Source organism: Ruminococcus flavefaciens ND2009, from assembly GCF_000621785.1.
Taxonomy (GTDB): domain Bacteria; phylum Bacillota; class Clostridia; order Oscillospirales; family Ruminococcaceae; genus Ruminococcus; species Ruminococcus flavefaciens_C.
The window spans coordinates 71,631-95,127 of sequence record NZ_JHXI01000017.1 but is presented as its reverse complement, the minus strand read 5'-3'; the positions used below and the strand labels follow the sequence as shown (position 1 = coordinate 95,127).

Below are 23,497 nucleotides of genomic sequence, written 5' to 3'. Positions count from 1 at the left end.
TAAGGGCGGTGCTTATATAGAAGTTTATAGGTAATTATCGGGGACAAACCTTTCTGAGGAAAGGTTCTTTCCCCGAACCCCTTTTCCAAAGACTTTATAACTGAATTTAGCCCCAGAAGGGCGTTCCATATAAATGTGATAATCGGTAATATTACCAGGAGCGCCCTTCTGGGGCTAAATTTAATGCTAAAAGTTTTAGGAAGGGAGTTTGAGGGAGAACCCTTTTTCAAAAGGGTTTCCCTCAATATCACCCGTAAAACTTCTGTACGAGTGTCGCCCTTAAGCCGCGGGGCTTTTGTGCTGTCCGGGTGGGGAATGCAGAAACAGCAGCAGGCGAGAGGAGCGCTGCTGCTGTATTTCCTTATTGACAAAATGTTGTGTGAATGATAAAATATTATTGTACTGTTTTTACTATTATCTATTCAATATTTTTGTCGGTTTTCTCTGAGTGATCGGTCTCTGCGGTGCTGAAAGAAAGCTTACTTTCTGCCGCCGAAGAGCCAGTCTAAAAAGTCTCCCATTATGGTGTACCTCCTTATTTGTTGTTGTCGTTCAACTGTGACTTTATTATAGCATCGGCAAACGGCACCAACAATAAAACTGGAGTAAACGGGAGCTTTTTCAGAGTGAACGAATATCAGCACAGATCCACTAATTATTCTGAAAGGAGAAATACGGCGCAAATGCCGTATTCAACAGCTATGAAGATTGCTATCTGCGATGACAGTCTCCCGCTTCATAAGGAGCTGAAGAACCACCTCGATGCCTATGCACAGGAACACAGACTTATTTTTGACTACTACGATTTTACCTCAGGTCACGATCTCCTCGCCAGCACTTATAAATTCGACCTTATATTCATGGATTTCCAGATGGACGACCTTGACGGCATCGAGACCTCAAGAAGACTGAGGAGCCGGAAGAACGACGTTCCCATAGTTTTTCTCACCAGCTATGCCAATGTGGTGTTTGACGCCTTTGAGGTAAACGCCTACAGATTTCTGGTAAAGCCCGTGAACAAGGAGAAGCTGGAAGCGGCTCTCAACAGCTTTATCCACGAGCTTGACGATGATAACTATATCCTCATAAAGACAGAGGATATGAACAAGCGCATAAACATCAACGATATAATCTATGTTGAGGCTTCGGGAAAATACTGCTATATCCGCGACAACGAGATGAGCCATCTCTATAAGGGCACCCTTGCAGAGGTGGAAGCCATGCTGCCGGAGGATATGTTTTTCAGGTCGCACAGGACCTATCTTGTGGGGCTGAGACATATAGTCTCCCATGACTCCACCAACATACTCTTTGACAACGATGAGCGTGCTATCATCAGCAAGATGAAGCTGACAGCCTTCAAAAAAGCGTTTACGGACTATATCAAACGCTCGGGGATATGACGGAGAGCACTATGATAGTACTAACTGTCATTTCAGGACTGTATCTGGGCGCGGTCATAATGGAGGTCGTAAGCGTTACAACAGGCGAAAAACGGAAAATGAACCTGCTGTTGTCCCTTGCGGTACTGCTTATACCTGCGCTGTCGCCCCTTCTCATGGATATAAAGGTGCTTCAGGGATACTTCATACTGAGGCTGATACTGCTCATACTGAGTATATTCTCCAAGTTCATCGCCTATTCCATAATATTCCGCAGGGTAAAGCTCAACATACTGTATATCTGTCTTATGTCACTGATAACCAGTCAGATGTACGCCACGCTGCTTTCCTGCTTCCTGTCTGCGGATCATGTGCTGGATATGGCAGCAATGGTCACGGAGGGCACCGTGCTGCTGGTAATACTTCTCATCATAAAGAAACGGGGATTTGAGACGGTGATACAGCAGGAGCTGAAAATAATCAATAAATACCAGTATGTCATGGTCATGGTACTTGCATACATCATCAATATATATGTGTGGGCTTCTCTTTCCGGGGAGCACCGCAGGATAGCGGAGATACTGCTCCTGCCCACCATGATAGGCTTCACGGTGGTGCTCATCTCGGTCATCAGGACTACCGCCTCTGCCTCAAAGCAGAAAATGGTTTCGGAGCTCCTGGGTGACCAGATCGAGAAGCAGACCGAGTATTACGATAATATCAAGCAGATATATTCCGAGTTCAGAAGCTTCAGGCACGATTTCAAGAACCACCTGCTCTGTATAAGGAGCCTTCTCGCCGAGAACGAGACCGAAAAGGCTGAGGAGTATATCAGCGACATCGAGGGTGTTCTGGAGAGGGAAAAGCAGGATTTCGACACGGGCAATATCATCGTGGATTCGCTTCTCAGTGACAAGAAGGCAAAGGCACTCAGAAGCGGCACCAGGATAGATTTCACGGGCTTTGTGCCCACTATGGGACTCAGCAATGTGGACGCCTGCATCATTTTCTCCAACGCCATAGACAACGCCATAGAAGCCTGTGAAAAGGATCAGAGCGGACAGGAAAAGGTCATATCCATAAAGTCCGATTTCAAAAAAGGCTATTACTTCCTGACCATATCCAACCCTGTATTTGAAAGCGTAAACTTCAAGGGCAGGAACCAACTGGTCACCTCAAAGGAGAACAAGACCCTCCACGGGCTTGGAGTGCCAAATATCATAAGGGCAGTCCACAAGTATGAGGGAACCGTTGACATCTCGGCTGAGGAAAACAGATTTGTCCTTGAGATAGTCATGCACCTGAAAAAAGAACAATGAAAAACAGCTCCTGTTCCTGAAACGGGAGCTGTTGTTCTGCCACTCTACGGAGCGTGGATTGACGTGCCGGCGGCTGTCGGTTATAATAGTATCATCAGATCGGAACGAGGTGATAATATGGATCAGGTCAGAACAGGAGCACTTATACGTCGGCTCAGGACAGAGCGGGAACTTACCCAGAAGCAGCTGGCGGAGCTCATATGCGTCAGCGACAAGGCTGTATCAAAGTGGGAGCGTGGCTGCGGCTGTCCCGATGTGTCGCTGCTTACGGCGCTGGCAGAGGTGCTGGGCACTGATATACAGGTGCTGCTGAGCGGAAATATCGAAAAAAACGAAAGTGAGAAGGGAAATATGAAAAAGCTGAGATTTTATGTGTGCAGGGACTGCGGAAACGTCATAACCGCTGCCGCCGACGCGGCTGTGACCTGCTGCGGAAACAGGCTCACCGCACTTGAGCCGAAAAAGGCAGAGGAGGAACAGCAGCTCAGGGTCGAGGACATGGGCGGCGAATGGTACATCACCACCGACCACCCCATGACAAAGGAGCATTATATCTCCTTCGCTGCCTATGTGTCCGACAGCAGCATGATGTTGTTCAGGCAGTACCCTGAATGGGGCATGAATATCACTCTCCCCATGTACCGCTCGGGCAGGCTGGTCTGGTATTGCAGCGAGTGCGGGCTCCTTTATCAGGAGCTTCGTCCGGGGCGCAGATAGAATATGAGAGCGAGCCGCAGTTTCCCCGATAAAGTCGGAAATACTGCGGTTTTTGTTGACATAGGCTGCTGTTCATGCTACAATTAAAGCAATGAATAGATATGCGGGGAGGAGACAACATGGCGAAAAATAAAGATACAGCCGAAAAGCCCAAAAAGCGTGGTCTGCGCATACTGCTGCTTATAATACTGCCGGCGGCGCTGCTGACCGCAGTCTATATCCGCTGCAATCCCAAATGGAAGGCGGCTGAGCTGACCGTTGAGCCCGCCGGACGATTTTTCGATATAGAATGCCTTGAACCTGAGGGCGCGACCCTTGAGACAAGGATAGTTCCGCCGGAGGGCTTTGCCCGTGTGCCTGCCGCCGAGGGCAGCTTCGCGGAATACCTCCGCAGCTATCCGCTGCTCCCCGACGATACGAAGCTGCCCGTTTATGACGGCTCCACCAGCGATTTTTCCGACCTTGCCGCCATATTCGATATAAGCCTTGGCGACGAGGGCTACCAGCAGTGCGCAGACAGCGTCATAAGGCTGTACAGCGACTATTTCTATGAGAACGGTCAGTATGACAGAATATCCTTCATGTTCTCCAACGGAGATGAGTGCAGCTACGACCACTGGCGCAAGGGAAAGCGTTTTTTCGCCCTGGGAAGCTTTTCTGCGGAGCTCCCCGCGGGACTTCCCGACGACAGCGAGCAGCAGTACAGGAACTACCTCAAGGAAGTAATGCGCTATGCAGGCACTCTCTCATTGCAGAAGGAGTCTGAGGTCATTCCCGCTGAAGAGCTCCGCGTGGGAGATATTATCTGCAACGATGTCCATGTGGTGCTCATCGCAGACGAGGCTGTGAACGAAAAGGGCGAGAAATGCTATCTTATCGGACAGAGCTTCATTCCTGCGGTATGCTTCCATATCCTCACCCATACGGAGGGCAATGTTACAAGCCCCTGGTTCACTGAGGAGCAGCTCTCACAGGACTCCTTCGCTGTAGGCTCATTCAGATTTGAAAAGAACAATATACGCCGCTGGAAAGAGGGATTCTGATACATAACGGAAATATATCCACGTTGAAAGGAAACAGCTATGAAGAAAAGATACTTAGCACTGAATACAGCACTTGTCCTGGCACTGAGCGCCATTCCCCTGACACTCGCCTCCTGCGCGGACAGGAAAACAAGCAGCACATCGGCAGTTGGCTTCGTCAGTACAGACGAGGACAAGGCGGAGCCCTATGACGCGGAGGGTATGCACTTTTCCGCAGGCAGCGGTTTCTACAAGAGCGGATTTCTCCTAACCATCACAGCCGATGACGGAGGGGAGATATACTACACTCTCGACGGCAGCATACCAACTGCAAACAGCACGAGATATACTGCTCCCATAGAGATAAAGGACGCTTCTGCGGAGGCAAACAGGCTCAGCGCCCATAGGGACATCGCCCAGCCCATTGCTGCCGCAGAGGACTTCGTGCCCGAGGCGGAGGTGGACAAGGCGACAGTGGTCAGAGCCGTTGTTATAGGCAAAAACGGTGAGCAGAGCCCTGTTGTGTCGAATACCTATTTCGTGGGCTTTGATGATAAGGCGGACTACTATAAAAAGTACAAGGTGGTCTCTCTCATGACTGACGAGGGGAACCTTTTTGATGCCGAAAAGGGCATATATGTAACCGGCAAGACCTATGAGGACTGGAAAAACAGCGATGAATTCGACCCTAATGCCGACGAATGGACTATCCCCGGAAACTATTCACAGAGGGGCAGAGAATGGGAGCGCGAGGCGGAGATACAGTTCTTTGAGGGCGGAAAGCCTGTCAGATCCCAGAATGTTGGCATACGCATACACGGCGGCGCCACCCGTTCCTACTCACAGAAGAGCTTCAACGTGTATGCAAGGAGGGATTACGGTGCTCCCAAGCTGGAATATGACCTGTTCTCGGGTAATGTGAAGAACGATACCGACGGCTCTCCCGTTACGGTGTTCGACAGCTTCATACTGCGAAACGGCGGAAATGACGCCTATTTCACCCGTTTCAGCGACAAGCTCATACAGTCACTTGTGTCCGACAGGCAGTTCCTCACCCAAGGCATGGAGCCCTGTATCGTCTTTGTGGACGGCGAGTTCTGGGGACACTACGAGATCACCGAGAAAATGGACGCGGACTTCATCAGCGCGCATTGCGGCGTGCCTGCAAAGGATATATGTATCATCAAGAAGGAAGCCCTTGACGACGGCTCCGAGGAGACCTTTGCGGAATGGGAAAAGCTGCGCAAATGGATACAGGATACGGATTTCTCCGTGCAGGAAAATTACGATGAGCTTTGCGAGCGCATAGATATGCAGGGCTTCATGGACTATATCAGCACCGAGATATACATAAACAATCATGACTGGGGCAAGCCCAATGCCGCCTTCTGGAAGGCTGAGACTGCCGACGGCAGCTCCCCCTACGCCGACGGGAAATGGCGGTTCATACTCTTCGATACGGAGTACAGCTCGGGACTCTACGGCGAGGCTTCACCCTATGAGAACAGCTTTGAGCGGTTCATGGACAGCGATTGCTTCCTGGCTGACCTCTTTAACGGAGCTCTTGAGAATGAGGGCTTCCGCAGTCAGTTCAGAGAGACCTTCATGGACATCGCCGACAATAACTTCAATACGGAAAAGGTCACTGCCGAGATAGACAGGCTGGCTGAGGAGTACCGCAGTATGGTCATCGCCACCTATGACCGCTTCTGGAGCGGCTGGACAGGGGGCTCCGCAGCGGAGATGAACTACGATCACGCCGTGGACTCCCTCAGGAGCTTTTATGAGCAGAGATATGAATTCATCACCAAGGATCTTGACGCCGTAACAGGCTGAGGAAGGAGGGCAGCTATGCCTTTCAATATAATCAGGAACGATATAACAAAAGTAAAAGCCGACGCCATCGTGAATGCTGCCAGCTCATCACTGCTGGGGGGCGGAGGCGTGGACGGTGCTATCCATCACGCCGCAGGTCCCGAGCTTCTTGAGGAGTGCAGGGCTCTGGGCGGCTGCAGGGTGGGGGAAGCTAAGCTTACCAAGGGCTATAAGCTGAACTGTAAGTACATCATACACACTGTGGGTCCTGCCTGGCAGGGCGGAAACAGGAACGAGGAGGAGCTGCTGCGTTCATGCTACAGAAGCTCCCTTGCACTGGCAAAGGAAAAGGGCTGTGAGAGCGTGGCATTTCCGCTTATATCCTCGGGCATATTCGGCTATCCCAGGGACAAGGCTCTGGAGGCGGCTGTGTCGGAGTTCAGCAGCTTCCTTGCGGACAACGATATGGATATAACTCTCGTTATCTTCGACAAGGCGTCCTTTGAGGTGAGCGCAGGCATAATGGGCGGCATAAGGCAGTACATCAGTGACGCCTATGCCCGTGAGTGCGCAGAGAATGACATCAGAAACAGGCGGCGTCCCGCAGCAGGAGCAGTTCAGTCCGCAATGTTAAAGCCTATGGGACTTTTCGGCAGTAAAAAGGAAAGCGCTGGTGCCATACACCTCGATGAGGAGGTATGCTGTGAAGCCGCAGCTCCCGACCTTGAGGGACTGCTGAGGGCTCAGGACGAGTCCTTTTCTCAGGCGCTGCTCAGGCTTATAGACGAAAAGGGCATGACCGACGTGGAGACCTACAAGAAAGCCAATATCGACCGCAAGCTCTTTTCAAAGATACGCAGCGACATGAACTACAAGCCGAAAAAGCAGACTGCTGTGGCTTTTGCAATAGCTCTGGAGCTGGACCTGGGAGAGACTCAGGCGCTCCTGGAAAAGGCTGGCTTCGCACTGTCGGGGAGCCTTAAATTCGACCTGATAATCCGTTACTTCATCGAGCATGGCAACTACAATATCTATGAGATAAACGAGGCACTGTTCGCCTTTGACCAGAGTCTCATAGGCTCATGATTTGTCGCATTTCAAGCGACCAAATGACCTCCGTTATGGTGTATACTGTAATTACAGTAAGGGAAGCACAGGGCTTCCCCGCATCAGAACGGAGGTATTATTATGAAAAAGAACTTGACAGAACTGGTATTTATCCTTGACGAGAGCGGCTCTATGAGCGGTCTTACAGCCGATACCATCGGCGGCTTCAATTCACTTATCGCAAAGCAGAAAAAGGAGGAGGGTGAGGCGCTTGTGTCCACGGTCTTCTTCAGCAATGAATCGAAGGTCATTCACGACAGGATAAGGCTTGAGGAGGTACCCGGGCTCACCGACAGGGACTATGTCCCCTCGGGCTGTACTGCCCTTCTTGACGCAGTGGGCGGCGCTGTACGCCACATCTCCAATATCCACAAGTACGCCCGCGAGGAGGATATTCCCGAAAAGACCCTGTTCGTCATCACTACTGACGGTATGGAGAACGCCAGCAGAAAGTACAGCTACAAGGACGTAAAGCAGCTCATTGAGAGAGTACAGGAGGAAAGGGGCTGGGAATTCGTGTTCCTTGGCGCAAACATCGACGCTGCCGATACCGCAGGCTCCATGGGTATCAGGGCTGAGAACGCTGTGGACTACCACGCCGACCTCCACGGCACAAAGGTTCTCTTTGAGTCTGTATCCTGCGCAGTAAGCAGCGTAAGGACAAACAAGGGCGTGGGCAGGCTGTGGAAGAGCTCCGTGGAAGCCGACAACAAGCGCAGAGGCGGAAACAAATAAATACCTCACCCGCACATCTTGCTTTATCACCGGATATATGCTATACTTTATGCAGAAACTTACCCATATTCTGAAAGGCAGGAATGCAGTATGAAGACACTGGTAGCATATTTCAGCGCAGAAACAGGAAAGACAAGAAAAATAGCAGAGGAACTGGCAAAGGCGGCAGGTGCCGACCTCTATGAGATAAAGCCGGCGGAGCCCTACAGCGCCGCGGACCTGAAATGGGTAAATCCCCTTGCAAGGTGCAACCGCGAAAAGCTGGGTAAGAAGGACGTGACCGTGTCAGGAAAGGTCGGCGGCTGGGACGGATATGACACGGTATATCTCGGGTTCCCCATCTGGTACTATGGAGCTCCCAATGTGGTCAATACCTTCTGCAAGGACTATGACTGGACGGGAAAGAAAATATATATATTCGCCACATCGGGCAGCAGCGGTATCGGAAAAACTGCCGAAAAGCTGGCGCCATATATCAAGGGCGGAGAGATAGCCGACGCAAAGAGAGTCACATCGGCTTCCGAGGTGCTCTGAGCCCTTGACACGCCCTGTAAACCGTGCTATAATAAAAAGCTGGTTCGGAGGGCAAAACATTCGATAAAAATGCAATGCCGGATAAGACCGCAGGCTGAGACGCCTGCTGTTTTGTCCGGCTTTTTTTGTGGAGGTATTATGGAAAAGAACGATTTTACAAGCGGAGCCATACTGCCCAAGCTGCTGAAGTTCATGCTGCCTGTGCTGTTTGCCATGTTTTTGCAGTCGCTTTACGGCGCGGTGGACCTGCTGGTGGTGGGTAGATTCAGCGATAACGCCGCAGTTTCCGCAGTATCTACGGGCTCACAGATAATAATGACCCTGACCAATATCCTGGTGAGCTTCTCAATGGGCATAACCGTTGCCGTGGGGCAGAAAATAGGGCAGAAGCGCCCGAAGGACGCCGCTCAGACCATCGGCACGGGACTTATCATCTTTGCCGTTACGGGACTTCTTCTCACCTTGCTCAGCGTCCTCGGCGCGGAGCTGCTGGCGAAGATAATGAACGCTCCCAGGGAAGCCTTTGACGTCACCGCAGGCTACATACGCATATGCGGAGGGGGATTCCTCGTCATAACCGCATATAATCTGCTGGGCAGTATCTTCCGCGGGCTGGGAGACTCCAAGACGCCTCTCATTGCCGTGGGTATCGCCTGCGTGTTCAATATCATCGGCGACCTTTTCTTCGTAGCTGTGCTTCATCTGGGAGCCAACGGAGCGGCTCTGGCGACTGTCCTCGCTCAGCTTATAAGCGTTCTCATCTCGCTGGTCATAATCCGCCGCACAAAGCTGCCCTTTGAGTTCCACAGGTCGGATATAAGAATGAACAGCGTCTGCGCAAGGGCTGTATTCCGCATAGGAACTCCCATAGCCCTCCAGGACCTCCTTGTGGGAGTATCATTCCTGGTGATGCTGGCTATCGTCAACAAGATAGGACTTACCGCCTCGGCAGGCGTGGGCGTTGCAGAGAAGGTCTGCGCATTCATCATGCTGGTGCCTGCGGCGTTCATGCAGTCAATGTCCGCATTCGTGGCACAGAATTACGGAGCAGGCAAGGCGGACCGCGCAAAGCAGGCTCTGAAAACAGGTATCGCAGTCTCATTCGTGTTCGGCTTTATGATGTTCCTGCTGACCTTCTTCCGCGGAGACCTGCTGGCAGGCATATTCTCGGGAGACCGTGAGGCTGTGCTCAACGCCTGGGACTACCTTAAAGCCTACGCTATCGACTGTCTGCTGACCTGCTTCCTGTTCTGCTTTATCGGCTACTTCAACGGTATACAGAGGACCACCTTCGTCATGATACAGGGTATCTGCGGAGCCTTCTGCGTCAGGATACCCGTTGCCTTCATCATGCAGCACTTCGGCAGCGGTTCACTGTTCCTCATCGGACTTGCCACCCCATGCTCCACAGTTTTGCAGATAATCATGTGCTTTGCAGTCTACGGCTGGCTCAGCAGAAAGGGAACCTCCGAATAAAAAAGAGCTCCTGCAAATTTCCGTTGCAGGAGCTTTTCTGTATCATGTCAGATATTCGGGTTGCGTTTCATCAGCGTTCTTCTTTTCTGCGGAATGCTGAGGAAGCGAAAACTGCTGCCGCACTCAGGAGCATGAGGATACCGCCGACAGCTGCTGCTGCGGCTGTGGTAAGGCTGTTGTTTCCTGTCTGGGGAAGATCGACCTCCTCGCCCTTTTCGTCGGTGCCCTTGCCTGTGAAGCGGTCTATTCTGTACTCCGAACCGTCATCGAATTTTACATTGACCGTGCCGTCTTCGGAGCTGATCGTTTCGGTGACCTTTACCTTCTTTCCTGCCTTTTTGCTGCGGTCGGCAGCTGCCATTTCCGAGAGCTGCTTGTTGCTGTAGAAGGACTTCCTATCGATCGCCTTTTCGCCTGCATAAGTCAGAGTTTCGGTCTGACCGTCAGCTCTTGTGAGAATTATCTCGGTGTCGGAGATAGCGGATACAGCGGCAGTTTCTGTATTATCCCCCGAAATGAATTCCACTGCCTTTGTTCCGATCCAGTTATACTTTATGTTCTCCTGAGAGCCGTCCTCGGCGTTGATAACTGTCATACTGCCCTTGCCGTCGGTGCTGTAGTACTTTATGCTGTCGCCGTTTTTGCTGCTCCAGAGACCTGCGGTAAAGAGGTCCTTGATCTCGGGAAGGTCCATAAGGTCTATCTCATTGCCCTCCTGATCGGAAGCTGCACCGCCGATGGGATCAACTGATATGCTCTGTCCGTCCATGAAGAACATATTGTACTTGCCGCTGCCTTCAAAACCTGCGTATTCAAGGTCGGGGCAAATACCTGATATGCGCTCAAGGTAGGCAGCTGCCATTTCCTTGAGTTCAGCCGAGGTGTAAAACTTTTCATCGGTGCTGTGATTGGGATCGTATGTCAGCTTATACTCGCTTCCGTCCCCGGTTGTTACCATAAATGCGGAGATGCTGCTGAATGTGACATTTAAAGCTGTCTCGTCATCTGTGCCTTTGTTACAGATAATGACACCGTCGCCGAACTCTGCTGTGCCTTCCCATTCAATGCCCTTCTCTCCGGAGTATACAGCGGCGCTTCCGTCCTCATTGAAGAAAACGAAATAATGTTTTGAGCTCATATTATCGATAAGTCCCACACGGTATACGCCTGTTCTGAGATACTCAAACTTAACGGGCTTGCCGTCGGGAGCAACTGCTGTGTTCTCAAATCTGTCGAAGTCTGTGTACCGGGCGATAACGCTGCCCTTTTCGTCAATGAGCTGCACTATAGCCATGCCGTTTTCATCATAAGTCACCTTGGCTGATGAAGCCTTGGTGTCGCTGTGTGCATTGTGGTATCCGGTCACAAGCTCCTTTATCTCGGGAGTAGTGATGTAATCGAAGCTGCCGAAACCTGTAATGTCTGCATAGAAAAGCTGCTGGGAAGTACCGTCCTCCCAGGTGATGACTGCGTTCTTCTTGTCGGTAAATGAGAGCTTTCCTGTGCGGCTCTCTGTGGAGGTGCCGTCGGTGATGTTCATGGTGAGATCATCGCCGTTCTGCTCAAAGGTGAAGCTCTTTTCGGGATCCCCGCTCTGATAGCGGATAATACCTTTGTTGTTATTGCGGAAATTGTAGTAAGCGTCATTTTCTCCGCCGTTCTTAGCCCACCATATGCCAGCCTTCAGGTGAGCGGTATCAGTGCCCTCTGACATTATCTCTGTGGAGTTGTATGCCTTGTCAACGGCTGCGATATAATAATCACTTATATCTGTAACATCGTATGTTACGGAGATATTTCCGCTTTCGTCCGCATATCTGTATGCGGGGAGAATATCCGAGAAGTCGTAGGAATCATATATATTCTGTTCGTAAGCGTCTGTGGTGCCCATGATGGTATTGATAAAGAGCGAGTCGGATCTGAGAGGGTTGCCGGGACCGCCGAATAATGGCATATAGACAGTTCGGAACGTAAAGTTGAGATCCTTCATCTCTGCAAGCTTCGGGCTCTCCGCAGTATACTCTCCTGCGATACCGCCATTTCCCTTGCCCATGATGTAAATGCCGTCAAGGTCAACGTCGGTACAGGTTATCTCCAGAAGCTTCCTGCCGTTCTCCTCCTTTGGCTTTACCTCAAGTGCAGGTGCGGTCTTGTCTATGATAACGGGGAAATCAAAGGTCTGGGGAGCCTTCTCCGCACCCTCATAGAAGACAGAGGCTTCGATAACGCCCTTGTATTTGCCCTCGGGAAGGCCGCTTATGTCGTCCTCTGAGATATATCCTATGGGCATATATGCAGGGAGGGCATCGTTATTGGAGGAGTCTAAGACCAGCTCATTGTCAGCGTTATAGAGCTTTAAGTCTGAAACACGGGCAGATCTGAGCAGAGAATAATCAATTGATACCTGTTCAGCCATTCCGTCACCGTCGGGAGAGAGGTATACTCCCTCGGAGGAGCACTTCTCCTGTATCTCATTATATTCCTCATCATAGTAGTCAGGGAAGAAGAAGGGTTCCATCATTGCGGTTTCCTTCGCCTCGGCAGGGAGCCTTTCAAGAAGCTGAGATACAGCCTCCGCGATGCCTGCAAAGGAATGGGAAGAGCTTAGCATTCCATCACCTGAATATGTGGAGTATGAATAGGGAGGAAGGTCATTTGTGCCGTTATGGAAGATAGGCACCTGCGCCCAGTCTCCGTAGAAGCCCATGACGGGGATAGAGATGTCACAGCAGTTTTCCGCACCGCTGAGAATGATGTAGCCCTCAACGAAGAAGCCGTTGGGGAATGCAGTGCTGTGTGCCGCCAGATCCTCAGCTGAAAGCTCCGCGTTTATATTTACTGTGCGGCTCTCCTGTGCACTTGCTGTCAGCAGGTCAGACAGGTCGGCTGTTACGCCGATATTGCTTGCGCCGCTGATAGTCAGCTGCTCCGAGTCCTCCACGGGAGCACCGTCCTCGGCAGTCAGCACCAGCTTTGCCTCGCTGAATTCAACGTCCTCGTCGGTGAAGTTCCTTATATCAACATCAAAGCTGAGCTGAGAGGTGATATTGTCCTTCAGCTCTACCTTGGCAAGACCTGTTTCGCCTGTGAGGATAACTCTGTCATTCAGGGCATTTTTCATATTCACAAGTCCTGCGCCCTGACGTCTGGGACTTTCGTAAACATCGCCGTTCATGAAAAGAACAGCGGAGTTCATCATGATATTCTTGATGAGGTCTGTCTTTTCGGCACCTGTGAGCTCTGTGCCGTTCTTTCTGAGATACTGGTCGAATACAGCCACACAGCCTGCAACATAGGGTGAAGCCATGGAGGTGCCGTCCAGCTGTTTTAACGTGTTATCATAGGCGGCAGATGAGACCGCTGTTCCGATACCTGCGATATCAGGTTTGAGAGTAAGGTCTGATGCGGGACCGAAGGAGCTGTATCCGCTTATTCCGCCGTCAAGGGGTGTAACTATGCTCAGTGTGCTGTCAAGGCGTATCTTTCCGGACTCAGCCTCTTTCAGCTTTTTTCCGTCATTCATTGAGACAAATGCTGCAGGGAAGGGATTTCCCTCCAGATTCATGGTAATGAGGTCGCCGTCCTCGACGTTGTCGCAGATGATCATGGCAATAGCTCCTGCCATCTGTGCATTCATCGCCTTTTCCCAGAAGTTAAGCTCTCCTCTGTCCAGAAGGGCGATCTTACCCTGAAGGTCCTTGCCGTCAAAGTCCTCAAACATACCCAGACCGCAGTAAACATATTCATATACGTCATCGCTGAGGAAATCGCTGAGAGTGCCGCTGTCGGAGTCACTGAAGGGGATCTCGTCATCAAGTCCCTCGATCAGGAAGCAGGGAGCGCGGCGGACAGAATTGTTGGCGGCTGCAACACAGAAAGCGTCCCTGAAAGCTGCGGGCTCTCCCACAGTATGGGTATCGGGAGCAGATGTGTCTATATCCAGATAATTACCATTTCCCATAAAGCTGTTGCTGTCGTTTCCTGCTGAAGCAACTACCATTATGCCTGCATTATTCAGTGCAGTTATGGTGTCCTTGTAGGGGATCTTTTCAAGGTCGGGATCGGGGCTTCCGAGGCTGAGATTGATAACGTCTGCCTTGAGCTTTGCGGCGTCCTCAAGGGCTGCAAGTATGGCGTCCGACTCAGCGGTACTCATAGTTATGCCCAGTTCGTCGATGGTCATCTGCTTGAATACCTTCATCATAACCAGCTGAGCGTCCCTTGCGATGCCCGAGAGCTCCGCGCCTTCGTCGCCGCTTATCATATCGCCTGCGGCAATACCTGCGACGTGGGTGCCGTGGTAATTCTCGGGGTCTGCGTATTCATAGGGAGTATCATCGGTGTAGTCTATAACATAGGGAAGCTTGCTGCTGATATATGCCTGTTCGGGATCTATCGACACATTAAGATCGGCAGCTGCGGCTGCGATGTCGTCCTTTGTGAGCTTGTTCTCCTTATCATCAATGGGTGCGAACATATCATGGGTGATGTCAAATTCCGAATCAAGAACGGCGATGACCTCGCCCTCTCCGAAATAACCTGTTGTCTCTCCGAAATAGTTCATCTCGCTGAGCTCCTGCGCGGTATAGAGCTCGGGCTTTATGACATTCACTGTCTCCACCTTCGTTATATCCTTTATCCAGCGGCAGGACCTTGCTTCGTCGATAAGACCTGCGGGGAGGCTGCATGAAAAGCCGTTCATGAGCACATCGTAGCGGTAGCCGATCTCAAGCTCGGGATAAAGGCTGCGGAGGTATTCCTCTGCCTGACTGCTGATCTGACGGAGAGAAGCTGCCGTTGCCTCTGCCTCGGCAGTATCAAGGTAATCCGTTCCCATTTCTGCTGCTGCTTCTCCTGCAAGCACGGCGTCTCCGCTGAGACTGATTATGACGGGTATCGGCTTCCCGTCCTTCACTTCTGCTGCCAGCGCAGCAGGAAGTCCGCAGTTAAGTACCGCGGAGCCTCCGATCAGCGCAGCAGTAGTCATACTGAGAAAATGGCGTGTGAAGTTCTTCATTATTTCATCGGTCCTTTCTGAAAATAATTCTTACATCAAGCGCTTGAAATGTACATCATGAATTATTTTGTTGTTTTTCGGAGGATGTAAACCTCTATATTCTTTACAACTGACATCCCGTTTTTTTTGCAGAATATTTTGATAAAGCAATTATTTTTGTCATGGTGCACATATCGGCTTGTGGATTATTGTGCGTTTTGTTATCAAAAAACCACCCGTTTAAAGGGTGGTTTCGGTCTATAGAACTTCAAACAGCTGCCCGAACTGCTTTTCGTTTTCCTTCAGGCAGACAAGAAAATATCTCACCTCAGCCTCTGCATCGGTAATGGGTACCTCGACACGTTCGGAACTGCTTCCGAAAAACTCATTTGCAGTATCCGTGCTGAATGTGGGGAGAACAGATGCGCTGACTATCTCATCGAAGGTAAAGCGGTCGTTTTGTACCAGAAATCTGGAATGGGGCATCTTTCTGACGGTCATATCGTGCCAGAAACCTATCTCCGACATCAGAAGGAGGTTCTCGCCGTCAAGGTCGGAAAAGGACAGTGCCGCTTCATTTGCAAGTCTGTGCGTCGGCGGAAGCGAGAAGAACAGCTTTTCGGTTCCGCAGGCAGTGCTGATGTAGTGTTTGTCCTCGGGCCGGAAATGCAGCACGATAAGCTGATACAGCCCGTTATGGAGACCTTCCAGCAGTTCTGTCTCCTCTGTTATCTCGGTCTGAATAGTCATTGTCGGGTATAATTGCGACAGCAGCGGAGTCAGCTTCCATATGGGCGCAGGAGCACAGACACCCAGTGAAATAGTTCTGCGGCTTCGGTCAAAATCGCGGACCTGTTTTGCGATGCTGTCTATTTCAGAAACGGCTTTTTCGGCAAGCTCAGCGGTCAGCATACCGTTTTCGTTGAGCTCCAGCTTGTTGCGGCTGCGCACAAACAGCGGTACGCCTATTTCTTCCTCAAGCTTTCTCATGTTGCGGCTCAGTGCAGGCTGTGAGAGATAAAGTCTTTCGGCAGCTTCGGAAAGTGTGCCGTATTCTTTGAATGCAGCAAGCTGCCGCAGGAGATATAATTCCAGCATAGTTTTTACCTCGGTATGATTAATATTTATAGCAGTATACTGTATCGGCATTGTACAAATCTCGCTTGTTATGCTATAATACGGTTGTAATAGGGAATCTGTTCCAATTATAACATAACTCACTATAAAAAATCAATACAGGAATGGAGGCGCACTATGCCGGAGAGAAAATTCCTGATCGTATTCTTTTCGTGGGGCGGACACACAAGAAAAGCTGCCGGACTCGTCGCAGAGATGACCGGCGGTGATATATTTGAGCTGAGACCCGAAAAGTCGTACTCCAAGATATATCCCATCTGTGCGGCACAGGCGAAAAAAGAGCGCGACAAGGACGTCCGCCCTGCCTTTGCAGGCTCAATTGCAGGTATATCGCAGTATACCGACATTGTGATCGGCTATCCTGCGTGGTGGTATACCTGTCCTATGATAGTACTGAGTTTTCTTGAACAGTATGACCTGAACGGCAAGAACGTGTACCTTTTCAATACCCACGGCGGAAGCGGTTCTGTGGGCACGGACGACGTAAAGAAGCTGAGCAGGGGAAATGTTCACAAAAGCATTGACGGAAATCACCTGACAGAAGCTGCTGTCAGGGAATGGCTGAGTCTATAAATACAATACAAGGAGGATCTTATTATGGAATTCGTAACACTTAACACAGGAGCAAAAATGCCAATCGAGGGATTCGGCGTATTTCAGGTGCCCGATGCGGCTGTCTGCGAAAAGGCTGTATATGACGCGATCAGGACAGGATACCGCCTTATCGACACGGCACAGGCATATATGAATGAAGCAGCTGTCGGAAAGGCAGTCAGCCGTGCGATCGCTGACGGACTTGTAAGCCGTGAGGAACTATTCATCACAACAAAGCTGTGGGTCTCCAACATGAAAACAGAGAACGGTGCCTATGCATCTCTGAAGGGATCCCTTGCAAAGCTTGATATGGAGTATATTGATCTGATCCTTATCCATCAGCCTATGGGCGATTACTTTGCAGGCTACCGTGCGCTTGAAAGCGCATACAAAGAGGGCTGGGTAAAGGCGATCGGCTTATCGAATTTCTATCCTGCAATTCTTGCAAATTTCTGTGCGAATGTAGAGATCATGCCCGCTGTCAATCAGGTTGAACTGCACCCGTTCTTTGCGCAGGACACTGCGATCAAGTTCATGAAGGAATACAGTATCGTGCCGCAGGCATGGGGACCTCTCGCAGAGGGCAGACATGGTATCTTCACCCACCCCGTACTGACGGAGATAGGGGCAAAATACAGTAAGACCGCTGCACAGATCGCGCTGAAATGGAATGCTCAGAGAGGTGTTTCGATCCTGCCAAAATCCGTTCACGTGGAGCGTATGGAGCAGAATTTCGACATCTGGGACTTCACACTTTCGGATGAGGATATGCAGAAGATCGCAGCACTTGATCTTGGGCACAGCGAGATCGTTGACCACAGCGATCCTGCATTCGTAAAGATGATAAATGGTTTCAGGATCTGAGGAGGATAAAAGTATGTATTTAGAAAAAATCAACGGCCCTGACGACATCAAAAAGCTGGAGGTCTCTCAGCTTAAGACGCTTGCGGACGAGACAAGAGCCGCACTCATCAACAAGATAAGCAAAGCAGGCGGACATCAGGGACCTAACCTGGGTGTTGTGGAGCTGACTGTGGCATTCCACTATGTTTTCGACTCCCCCAAGGACAAGATAGTCTTTGACGTATCCCACCAGTGCTATCCCCACAAGATACTGACAGGCAGAAAGGAAGCCTTTCTTGACGAGGAGCATTTTCACGATGTGACAGGCTATACAAACCCCAATGAGAGCGAGCATGATATGTTCATTGTCGGTCACACATCGACCTCCGTCTCCCTTGCCCTGGGACTTGCAAAGGGACGTGATCTGAATAAGCGCAGTGAGAATATAATCGCCCTTATCGGCGACGGTTCACTGTCCGGCGGCGAGGCTCTGGAAGCGCTTGACTACGCAGGAGAGTACAACAAGAACCTCATAATCATCGTCAACGACAACGACCAGAGTATCGCTGAAAACCACGGCGGACTCTACAAGACTCTTAAAAAGCTCCGCGAATCAAACGGCACTGCCGAGGATAATCTCTTCCGTGCAATGGGACTGGACTACCGCTATCTTGATGACGGTCACGATACCGCAAAGCTGGTGGAGCTGTTTGAGAGCGTGAAGGACATCGACCACCCTGTTGTGCTCCATATCCACACTATCAAGGGAAAAGGTCTGCCCTACGCCGAAAAGGACCGTGAAAGCTGGCACGCAGGCGGTCCCTTCCACGTTGAGGACGGCTCACCGCTGTATCCTTATGAGGGCGGAGAAAATGTTGTATTCAACTGTCTGAAGGAACTGCTGGACACAAATGAGAATGCCATTGTTCTGAACGCCGCAACTCCCATGGGACTGGGCTTTGTGCAGGGTGTCCGTGAGGAATATGTACAGCGCGGACAGTTCATCGACGTCGGCATCGCAGAGGAAAATGCAGTCGCTATGGCAGGCGGTATCGCACGAAACGGCGGTACAGCTGTATTCGGTACATTCGCGCCTTTCTATCAGCGTACATATGACCAGATGTCCCACGATGTGTGCCTCAATGACAGTCCTGCAACTTTCCTGATACTCAGTCCCGGCGCATACGGAATGAACTCCAATACCCACATTGCGCTCTGCGATATACAGATGTTTGCACATATCCCCAATCTTATTTATCTTGCGCCTGCAAGCAATGAAGAATTCGTGCAGATGTTCAGATATGCGACAACTCAGAAGCAGCACCCTGTTGCTATCAGAGTTGTAGATAATCTTATATCGACAGGTGTTGCTGACGATACAGACTACTCTGTTCTGAAAAACAAGATCGAACGCAAGGGCAGCAAAGCTGCGCTCATTGCAGTGGGCGGACTTGTTCCCATGGCACTTGAAGCTGCCGACAAGGTAAAGGAGCAGACAGGAACGGAGATCACTGTCATCAACGCCGCATTTGTCAGCGGTGTGGACGAGGAACTTCTTGACTCGCTGAAAAAAGACCACAGCCTTGTCATCACCATTGAGGACGGCGAGGTCATGGGCGGCTACGGACAGAATATCGCAGCATTCTACGGCGATTGTGATATGCGTGTTCACTGCCACGGTATTTCAAAGGCATTCCACACAGAATTCAAGGCAGATGAGCTGCTTGCTGCTCACGGTATCTCTGTGGATAAGCTGACTGCTGAGATGATCAGTGCGCTGAAATGAGAACTCGCCATAATTGGCGGCAAAGGATAATACAACTATAAAAACACCGCCGCTCGGGACTAACCTGAACGGCGGTGTTGTTTTTATTATTTGCTGACAAGCTGTCCTGATTTTTTGCGGCTTTTGGTGTCAGGCTTAATTGCTCAATACCTGTCTGCATATATTTTCCGAGCCTCGGCGGTGACTCTGCGGATAAAGTCTTCCTTTGCGTCGGTGTAGGCATTTCTGTCATTGCCGTATTTCTCACACAGCTCCAGTTTCAGCGCTTCATATTCCTTTGCGATACTGAGGTTTTCGTTAAGATAATCGCGGAAGCACAGGTAATTCTTCCACTCCTCCGAGCCTTTCGGAATAACGTGGATATGGTGAGTTCTTGTGTCTTTTTCAAAATCGCCCTTGACATAAAGCAGGTGGTCGGGACGCTCATCAAAGCGGAAAATGATACCGCGCTCCGCAAGCTTTTCATTGCGGGCGATGACCTCATCAAGATCATTAACAGCAACGGCAATATCTATTATCGGCTTGGCTTTTACGGACTTTACAGATGTGCTGCCAATGTGTTGAACATCGGCATTAAGACCGTCCAGCACACTTTGAATATCGTTGATAACTGTCCTTGCACTTTCCTCCCATGCAGTCTGGTGTTCCTCAAGGAAAACTGTTCCGCGCTTCATTCCAATGCTCATTTTACACCTCATTTCTCTCAAAATCCAACCTCATCAGCGCCTTGCCATTCGGCAGCGAAAATGACTCCTGCAATATCACCGAGTATCCTATCTCCTCCATAGCAGCCGTGAGTGCCTTTTCTTCCATTTGGTGATGAACCTCGTCAAGCCTGTCGAAAGCTCGCAGGTACGGCGACTCCGACACCCACTGCTCCTCGTCCGTGTTTATCTGTATCACGCAGGAAACGTACTCGGGAGCGGTCTGCAAAACGGCTCGCTGAAACGCTCCATAGCCGATGTACTCGATAAGCAGATTCGCTATCAGTAGCTGTGCCTGCGGGAGCTTCTCTGCCTCGTTTATAAGGTCGATGTGCAGGCACTCCAGAACTCCCGAAAGCTGAGTATATCGCTGAGATACTGCACTGAGGTAGTCCGCATTGATGTCCACACCGTAGACTTTGCGGAACTTGTCAGTGCCGATGTGTTCAAGTCCGTTTCCGCCTGCAACTCCCAGAACTGCGGCGGTCTCCACAGGATAGGCGGCGAACTGCTCTTGCATTATGGAATCAAGCGCCTGAAGTTGCCGCACAGAATCAAGGCTCATGTGCTTTTCGTAGTCATCAAGACTTATTTCTTCCCATGGGTTGCTCATATACAGCACCTTTCCAAATCGTATTCATCATTTATCAGAAAATAGTCAAGTCCGTAACTGAGACAGCCGCGGAGATATTCCTGATTGTCCTGTATTATATACTCAATACTGATGTCATTGGAGAGCCTTTTCTCGATAGCGTTCCCGAAGCTGACAATGTCACTGAAATGGCTGGTTATGTAGCTTTCACTCATAACAAGGCAGATGTATTTTATCTGCGACAGATAGTCGGCGTCAAAGCTGTTCTTCCAGTCAAAGGGAATATAACAGCCCTCGATTATGAGATCCTGTTCGTTTTCAATGGCAGTCTTTATCATCTCTTTCAGGATATTCCAGAGGTATGCTGTCAGCTTGTCGTCGTCATAGGGCGTGAGCTCGGTCTGACCGCTTCTTATAAGTCCCATTTTCAGGTGGTCGATAGACAGGTAAGGGTACTTGTATTTTTCAAGCAGTTTCTGCGCGAGAAGCGTTTTCCCTGTATGCGAAGCGCCTGTTATCAGTATTATCATAGTAGCCGCGGCTCCTTTCCGATAGTTTCCATAATTATATCATATTGGGGGGCGTTTTTCAATAAAAAACAGCTCCTGTCCGTGTAGATGGGAGCTGTTTTCAGTTATCGCAAAACGGCGATATTACGCTGTTTCCGAGAACGTTGAATGGTGACCCGTACGGGAATTGAAAAAATCCCGAGCCTTTCAGCAGCTTTTGGTAAAATGCGAAAATGGCTGTATTTCGGCGATTTTTGAAGCTTCACTTTTAGCATCTTCAAGTGATTTTAAGCGATTTTCAATGCCAATAAGTGGTAAATAAGTGGTTGGATCGGCGCGTCTCTACCGAAAAAATGACCAAAGCAGCTCTGAATAAGCGGGCAAATCCCGAACGGAGCTGCTGTTGTTTTATCGAAATGAACTGTCGCAAAATATGCGATAGTTGAAAGAACGATAAAATACAATATATTGTATTTTATGTGCGAATTACGATTTTAAAAAATAATATATTGCATTTTATTATTTGCTGTGGTATAATAAAACCAGCAAAAGTTGATGAAAGGAGCGTCCGTGATGAAGATAAACAGGGATTTACATGATAAGGCTATTGCTAAGGAGCTTTCGTCGAGATTCAAGCAGTACCGCATAGCCGCTTCGATGACAAGAACAGAGCTTGCTGAGAAGTCAATGGTTTCAGTCGGCACAATAGCACGTTTTGAGAACGGCAGTGATATAGGTCTGCTCAATCTTATAAAGCTTCTCAAAGCACTCGACCTTGAAGAAAAACTTGATCTGCTGATACCTGATCCGCAGGAGCGTCCCTCTCATTATGTAGATAACAACGCTCCGAAACAGAGAGCAAGAAAACGCAAGAAAAACGATAATGATTGGAAATGGGGCGATGAAGAATGATAAATACAGCAGAAGTGTACCTCTGGGGTACTCGTATAGGATATATTCATCAGGGCGACGATGACGCAGCGGCAAGCTTTGAATACGACAAAAAATTTCTCAGGAGCGGAATAGAGCTTTCGCCGTTCAAGATGCCTTTATCTGACAGGATATATACATTCCCTGAACTTAGCCGTGTTGAAGCATTTCACGGTATCCCGGGACTGTTTGCTGACTCTCTGCCCGATAAATTCGGTAACGCTGTTATAGATAAGTGGCTTGCAGGTCAGGGACGTTCACCCGAGACATTTACAGCGATAGAAAGGCTGTGCTACACGGGTAAACGCGGTATGGGGGCTCTTGAATATGTTCCTGCTACAAGTCCTGAGTTTATAAACAGCGAGATCGATGTGACCGAAATGACAAAGCTTGCATCTGAGGTGTTGTCAGACAAAGAGAGCGCAGTGCTTTCCGATAAGGAAGCAAGCATAATGCAGCTGTTGGAGATAGGCTCTTCAGCAGGCGGCGCAAGAGCAAAAGCTATCGTTGCATGGAATGAAAAGACTGGCGAAGTCAAGTCAGGACAAGTGGACGCAGGAAAAGGCTTTGATTACTGGCTCATTAAATTTGACGGAGTATCAGGTAATGGTGACCACAACTTAGCTGATAAAAAGCAGTATTCGCTTATAGAGTACGCTTACTATCTTATGGCTGTTGACCTCGGTATTGAGATGAACGAGTGCCGCATTTATGAAAAAGACGGACTTCATCATTTCATGACGAAGCGATTTGACCGTGTAAACGGTGATAAAGTACATATGCAGACTCTTGCTGCACTCGGACATTTCGACTATAACACTCCGAATGTTTGCAGTTATGAATTATATACCGATTATGCAAAGAGACTTGGTATAGGAAAAAGCGGCATAGAGCAGATTTTCAGGCGAATGGCATTTGCTGTTATTGGAGGTAACTGCGACGATCATGTAAAGAATTTCTCATTCCTGATGAACCGTAAAGGAGAGTGGAAACTCTCTCCTGCATATGATCTGACATTTGCGTATAATCCAGATAACAGATGGATCTCAAAGCATCAGATGTCCGTAAACGGTAAAACATCGGGTATAACATCAGATGATCTTATCGCCAGCGGAAAGACTATGGGACTGACCGCAGAGTTCTGCCATAAGACTATATCAGAGACTGAATCCGTTGTGTCTGACTGGCTTAACTACGCCGAAAAGTGTGGTATCAGCGAGGAACGAGCAGTGGAGATACAGAGAGGGATTGAGCTCTCAAACGTGAAATAAGGTAAAAAATGCAGCAGCTCTGTATAAT

Annotated in this window: 20 protein-coding genes; 14 read left to right on the top strand and 6 right to left on the bottom strand. The window is 49.7% G+C overall.

Features of this window, described 5'->3' with window-relative positions; genetic code table 11:
* On the bottom strand, positions 1-230 hold a 230-nt coding region (locus T488_RS19970; RefSeq protein ID WP_207640293.1), incomplete at its 3' end, for a hypothetical protein.
* Between the two features lie 453 nt (positions 231-683).
* Here T488_RS19970 and T488_RS0105700 point away from each other — a divergent pair.
* The 9 genes from T488_RS0105700 (at position 684) to T488_RS0105660 (ending at position 10,107) form a co-directional block, all read left to right on the top strand.
* Entirely contained in the window at positions 684-1,403 is a 720-nt protein-coding gene (locus T488_RS0105700) for a LytR/AlgR family response regulator transcription factor (RefSeq protein ID WP_242838303.1), read from the top strand.
* 11 nt (positions 1,404-1,414) lie between these two features.
* Positions 1,415-2,701 carry a sensor histidine kinase gene (locus T488_RS17080; RefSeq protein ID WP_037297208.1) on the top strand — a complete coding sequence of 429 codons (1,287 nt, stop codon included), beginning with the start codon at positions 1,415-1,417 and terminating at the stop codon, positions 2,699-2,701.
* A gap of 117 nt (positions 2,702-2,818) precedes the next feature.
* On the top strand, positions 2,819-3,418 hold the full coding sequence (locus tag T488_RS0105690) for a helix-turn-helix domain-containing protein (protein WP_028519962.1): 600 nt from the start codon (positions 2,819-2,821) through the stop codon (positions 3,416-3,418).
* A gap of 119 nt (positions 3,419-3,537) precedes the next feature.
* Positions 3,538-4,461, top strand: coding sequence for a DUF4846 domain-containing protein (locus T488_RS0105685; protein ID WP_028519961.1), 924 nt, complete (start codon positions 3,538-3,540; stop codon positions 4,459-4,461).
* 39 nt (positions 4,462-4,500) lie between these two features.
* Positions 4,501-6,276 carry a CotH kinase family protein gene (locus T488_RS0105680; protein WP_028519960.1) on the top strand — a complete coding sequence of 592 codons (1,776 nt, stop codon included), beginning with the start codon at positions 4,501-4,503 and terminating at the stop codon, positions 6,274-6,276.
* A 15-nt stretch (positions 6,277-6,291) separates the two neighbouring features.
* On the top strand, positions 6,292-7,341 hold the full coding sequence (locus T488_RS0105675) for a macro domain-containing protein (RefSeq protein WP_028519959.1): 1,050 nt from the start codon (positions 6,292-6,294) through the stop codon (positions 7,339-7,341).
* Positions 7,342-7,443: 102 nt separating this feature from the next.
* Positions 7,444-8,097, top strand: a complete 654-nt coding sequence (locus tag T488_RS0105670; protein ID WP_028519958.1) for a vWA domain-containing protein — start codon at positions 7,444-7,446, stop codon at positions 8,095-8,097.
* 90 nt (positions 8,098-8,187) lie between these two features.
* The gene (locus T488_RS0105665; RefSeq protein ID WP_028519957.1) at positions 8,188-8,631 is read left to right on the top strand and encodes a flavodoxin; all 444 of its coding nucleotides are present in this window, start codon (positions 8,188-8,190) and stop codon (positions 8,629-8,631) included.
* Positions 8,632-8,769: 138 nt separating this feature from the next.
* Entirely contained in the window at positions 8,770-10,107 is a 1,338-nt protein-coding gene (locus tag T488_RS0105660; protein WP_028519956.1) for an MATE family efflux transporter, read from the top strand.
* A gap of 70 nt (positions 10,108-10,177) precedes the next feature.
* Here T488_RS0105660 and T488_RS0105655 read toward each other — a convergent pair whose 3' ends face one another.
* Positions 10,178-15,124, bottom strand: coding sequence for a S8 family serine peptidase (locus tag T488_RS0105655; protein ID WP_028519955.1), 4,947 nt, complete (start codon positions 15,122-15,124; stop codon positions 10,178-10,180).
* A 237-nt stretch (positions 15,125-15,361) separates the two neighbouring features.
* Entirely contained in the window at positions 15,362-16,201 is an 840-nt protein-coding gene (locus T488_RS0105650) for a LysR family transcriptional regulator (protein WP_028519954.1), read from the bottom strand.
* A 156-nt stretch (positions 16,202-16,357) separates the two neighbouring features.
* Here T488_RS0105650 and T488_RS0105645 point away from each other — a divergent pair, with 156 nt between their 5' ends.
* From T488_RS0105645 to T488_RS0105635, 3 genes are read left to right on the top strand one after another with little or no spacing between them, the layout of a single operon-like run.
* Positions 16,358-16,813: a flavodoxin gene (locus T488_RS0105645; RefSeq protein ID WP_051536337.1), complete on the top strand. Its 456-nt coding sequence runs from the start codon at positions 16,358-16,360 to the stop codon at positions 16,811-16,813.
* A gap of 24 nt (positions 16,814-16,837) precedes the next feature.
* Positions 16,838-17,698 (top strand): aldo/keto reductase, encoded by an 861-nt coding sequence (locus tag T488_RS0105640; protein ID WP_028519952.1) that lies wholly within the window; start codon positions 16,838-16,840, stop codon positions 17,696-17,698.
* Between the two features lie 13 nt (positions 17,699-17,711).
* The gene (locus T488_RS0105635) at positions 17,712-19,463 is read left to right on the top strand and encodes a 1-deoxy-D-xylulose-5-phosphate synthase (protein ID WP_028519951.1); all 1,752 of its coding nucleotides are present in this window, start codon (positions 17,712-17,714) and stop codon (positions 19,461-19,463) included.
* 143 nt (positions 19,464-19,606) lie between these two features.
* Here the strand turns inward: T488_RS0105635 and T488_RS0105630 are convergent, their stop codons facing one another.
* Genes T488_RS0105630 through T488_RS0105620 form a run of 3 tightly spaced genes read right to left on the bottom strand, consistent with a single transcriptional unit; the run spans position 19,607 to position 21,289 of the window.
* Positions 19,607-20,149: a GrpB family protein gene (locus T488_RS0105630; RefSeq protein WP_028519950.1), complete on the bottom strand. Its 543-nt coding sequence runs from the start codon at positions 20,147-20,149 to the stop codon at positions 19,607-19,609.
* Between the two features lies 1 nt (position 20,150).
* The gene (locus T488_RS0105625; protein ID WP_028519949.1) at positions 20,151-20,780 is read right to left on the bottom strand and encodes a hypothetical protein; all 630 of its coding nucleotides are present in this window, start codon (positions 20,778-20,780) and stop codon (positions 20,151-20,153) included.
* Positions 20,777-21,289: an AAA family ATPase gene (locus T488_RS0105620; RefSeq protein ID WP_028519948.1), complete on the bottom strand. Its 513-nt coding sequence runs from the start codon at positions 21,287-21,289 to the stop codon at positions 20,777-20,779. Before T488_RS0105620 ends, T488_RS0105625 begins: the two co-directional genes overlap by 4 nt.
* Positions 21,290-21,841: 552 nt before the next feature.
* Between T488_RS0105620 and T488_RS17075 the strand changes: the two genes are divergently transcribed.
* Positions 21,842-22,180: a helix-turn-helix domain-containing protein gene (locus T488_RS17075; protein ID WP_051536336.1), complete on the top strand. Its 339-nt coding sequence runs from the start codon at positions 21,842-21,844 to the stop codon at positions 22,178-22,180.
* On the top strand, positions 22,177-23,469 hold the full coding sequence (locus T488_RS0105610) for a type II toxin-antitoxin system HipA family toxin (RefSeq protein ID WP_028519947.1): 1,293 nt from the start codon (positions 22,177-22,179) through the stop codon (positions 23,467-23,469). Before T488_RS17075 ends, T488_RS0105610 begins: the two co-directional genes overlap by 4 nt.
* Positions 23,470-23,497: the final 28 nt, after the last annotated feature.

Excerpts from the sequence above, each read along its gene's own strand:
- T488_RS0105630 (WP_028519950.1), bottom strand. The coding sequence starts at position 20,149 with ATGAGCATTGGAATGAAGCGCGGAACAGTTTTCCTTGAGGAACACCAG.
- T488_RS0105690 (WP_028519962.1), top strand. The coding sequence starts at position 2,819 with ATGGATCAGGTCAGAACAGGAGCACTTATACGTCGGCTCAGGACAGAG.
- T488_RS0105665 (WP_028519957.1), top strand. The coding sequence starts at position 8,188 with ATGAAGACACTGGTAGCATATTTCAGCGCAGAAACAGGAAAGACAAGA.
- T488_RS17075 (WP_051536336.1), top strand. The coding sequence starts at position 21,842 with ATGAAGATAAACAGGGATTTACATGATAAGGCTATTGCTAAGGAGCTT.
- T488_RS0105655 (WP_028519955.1), bottom strand. The coding sequence starts at position 15,124 with ATGAAGAACTTCACACGCCATTTTCTCAGTATGACTACTGCTGCGCTG.
- T488_RS0105680 (WP_028519960.1), top strand. The coding sequence starts at position 4,501 with ATGAAGAAAAGATACTTAGCACTGAATACAGCACTTGTCCTGGCACTG.
- T488_RS0105660 (WP_028519956.1), top strand. The coding sequence starts at position 8,770 with ATGGAAAAGAACGATTTTACAAGCGGAGCCATACTGCCCAAGCTGCTG.
- T488_RS0105625 (WP_028519949.1), bottom strand. The coding sequence starts at position 20,780 with ATGAGCAACCCATGGGAAGAAATAAGTCTTGATGACTACGAAAAGCAC.
- T488_RS0105675 (WP_028519959.1), top strand. The coding sequence starts at position 6,292 with ATGCCTTTCAATATAATCAGGAACGATATAACAAAAGTAAAAGCCGAC.
- T488_RS0105685 (WP_028519961.1), top strand. The coding sequence starts at position 3,538 with ATGGCGAAAAATAAAGATACAGCCGAAAAGCCCAAAAAGCGTGGTCTG.
- T488_RS0105620 (WP_028519948.1), bottom strand. The coding sequence starts at position 21,289 with ATGATAATACTGATAACAGGCGCTTCGCATACAGGGAAAACGCTTCTC.
- T488_RS0105650 (WP_028519954.1), bottom strand. The coding sequence starts at position 16,201 with ATGCTGGAATTATATCTCCTGCGGCAGCTTGCTGCATTCAAAGAATAC.
- T488_RS0105645 (WP_051536337.1), top strand. The coding sequence starts at position 16,358 with ATGCCGGAGAGAAAATTCCTGATCGTATTCTTTTCGTGGGGCGGACAC.
- T488_RS17080 (WP_037297208.1), top strand. The coding sequence starts at position 1,415 with ATGATAGTACTAACTGTCATTTCAGGACTGTATCTGGGCGCGGTCATA.
- T488_RS0105610 (WP_028519947.1), top strand. The coding sequence starts at position 22,177 with ATGATAAATACAGCAGAAGTGTACCTCTGGGGTACTCGTATAGGATAT.
- T488_RS0105635 (WP_028519951.1), top strand. The coding sequence starts at position 17,712 with ATGTATTTAGAAAAAATCAACGGCCCTGACGACATCAAAAAGCTGGAG.
- T488_RS0105700 (WP_242838303.1), top strand. The coding sequence starts at position 684 with ATGCCGTATTCAACAGCTATGAAGATTGCTATCTGCGATGACAGTCTC.
- T488_RS0105640 (WP_028519952.1), top strand. The coding sequence starts at position 16,838 with ATGGAATTCGTAACACTTAACACAGGAGCAAAAATGCCAATCGAGGGA.
- T488_RS0105670 (WP_028519958.1), top strand. The coding sequence starts at position 7,444 with ATGAAAAAGAACTTGACAGAACTGGTATTTATCCTTGACGAGAGCGGC.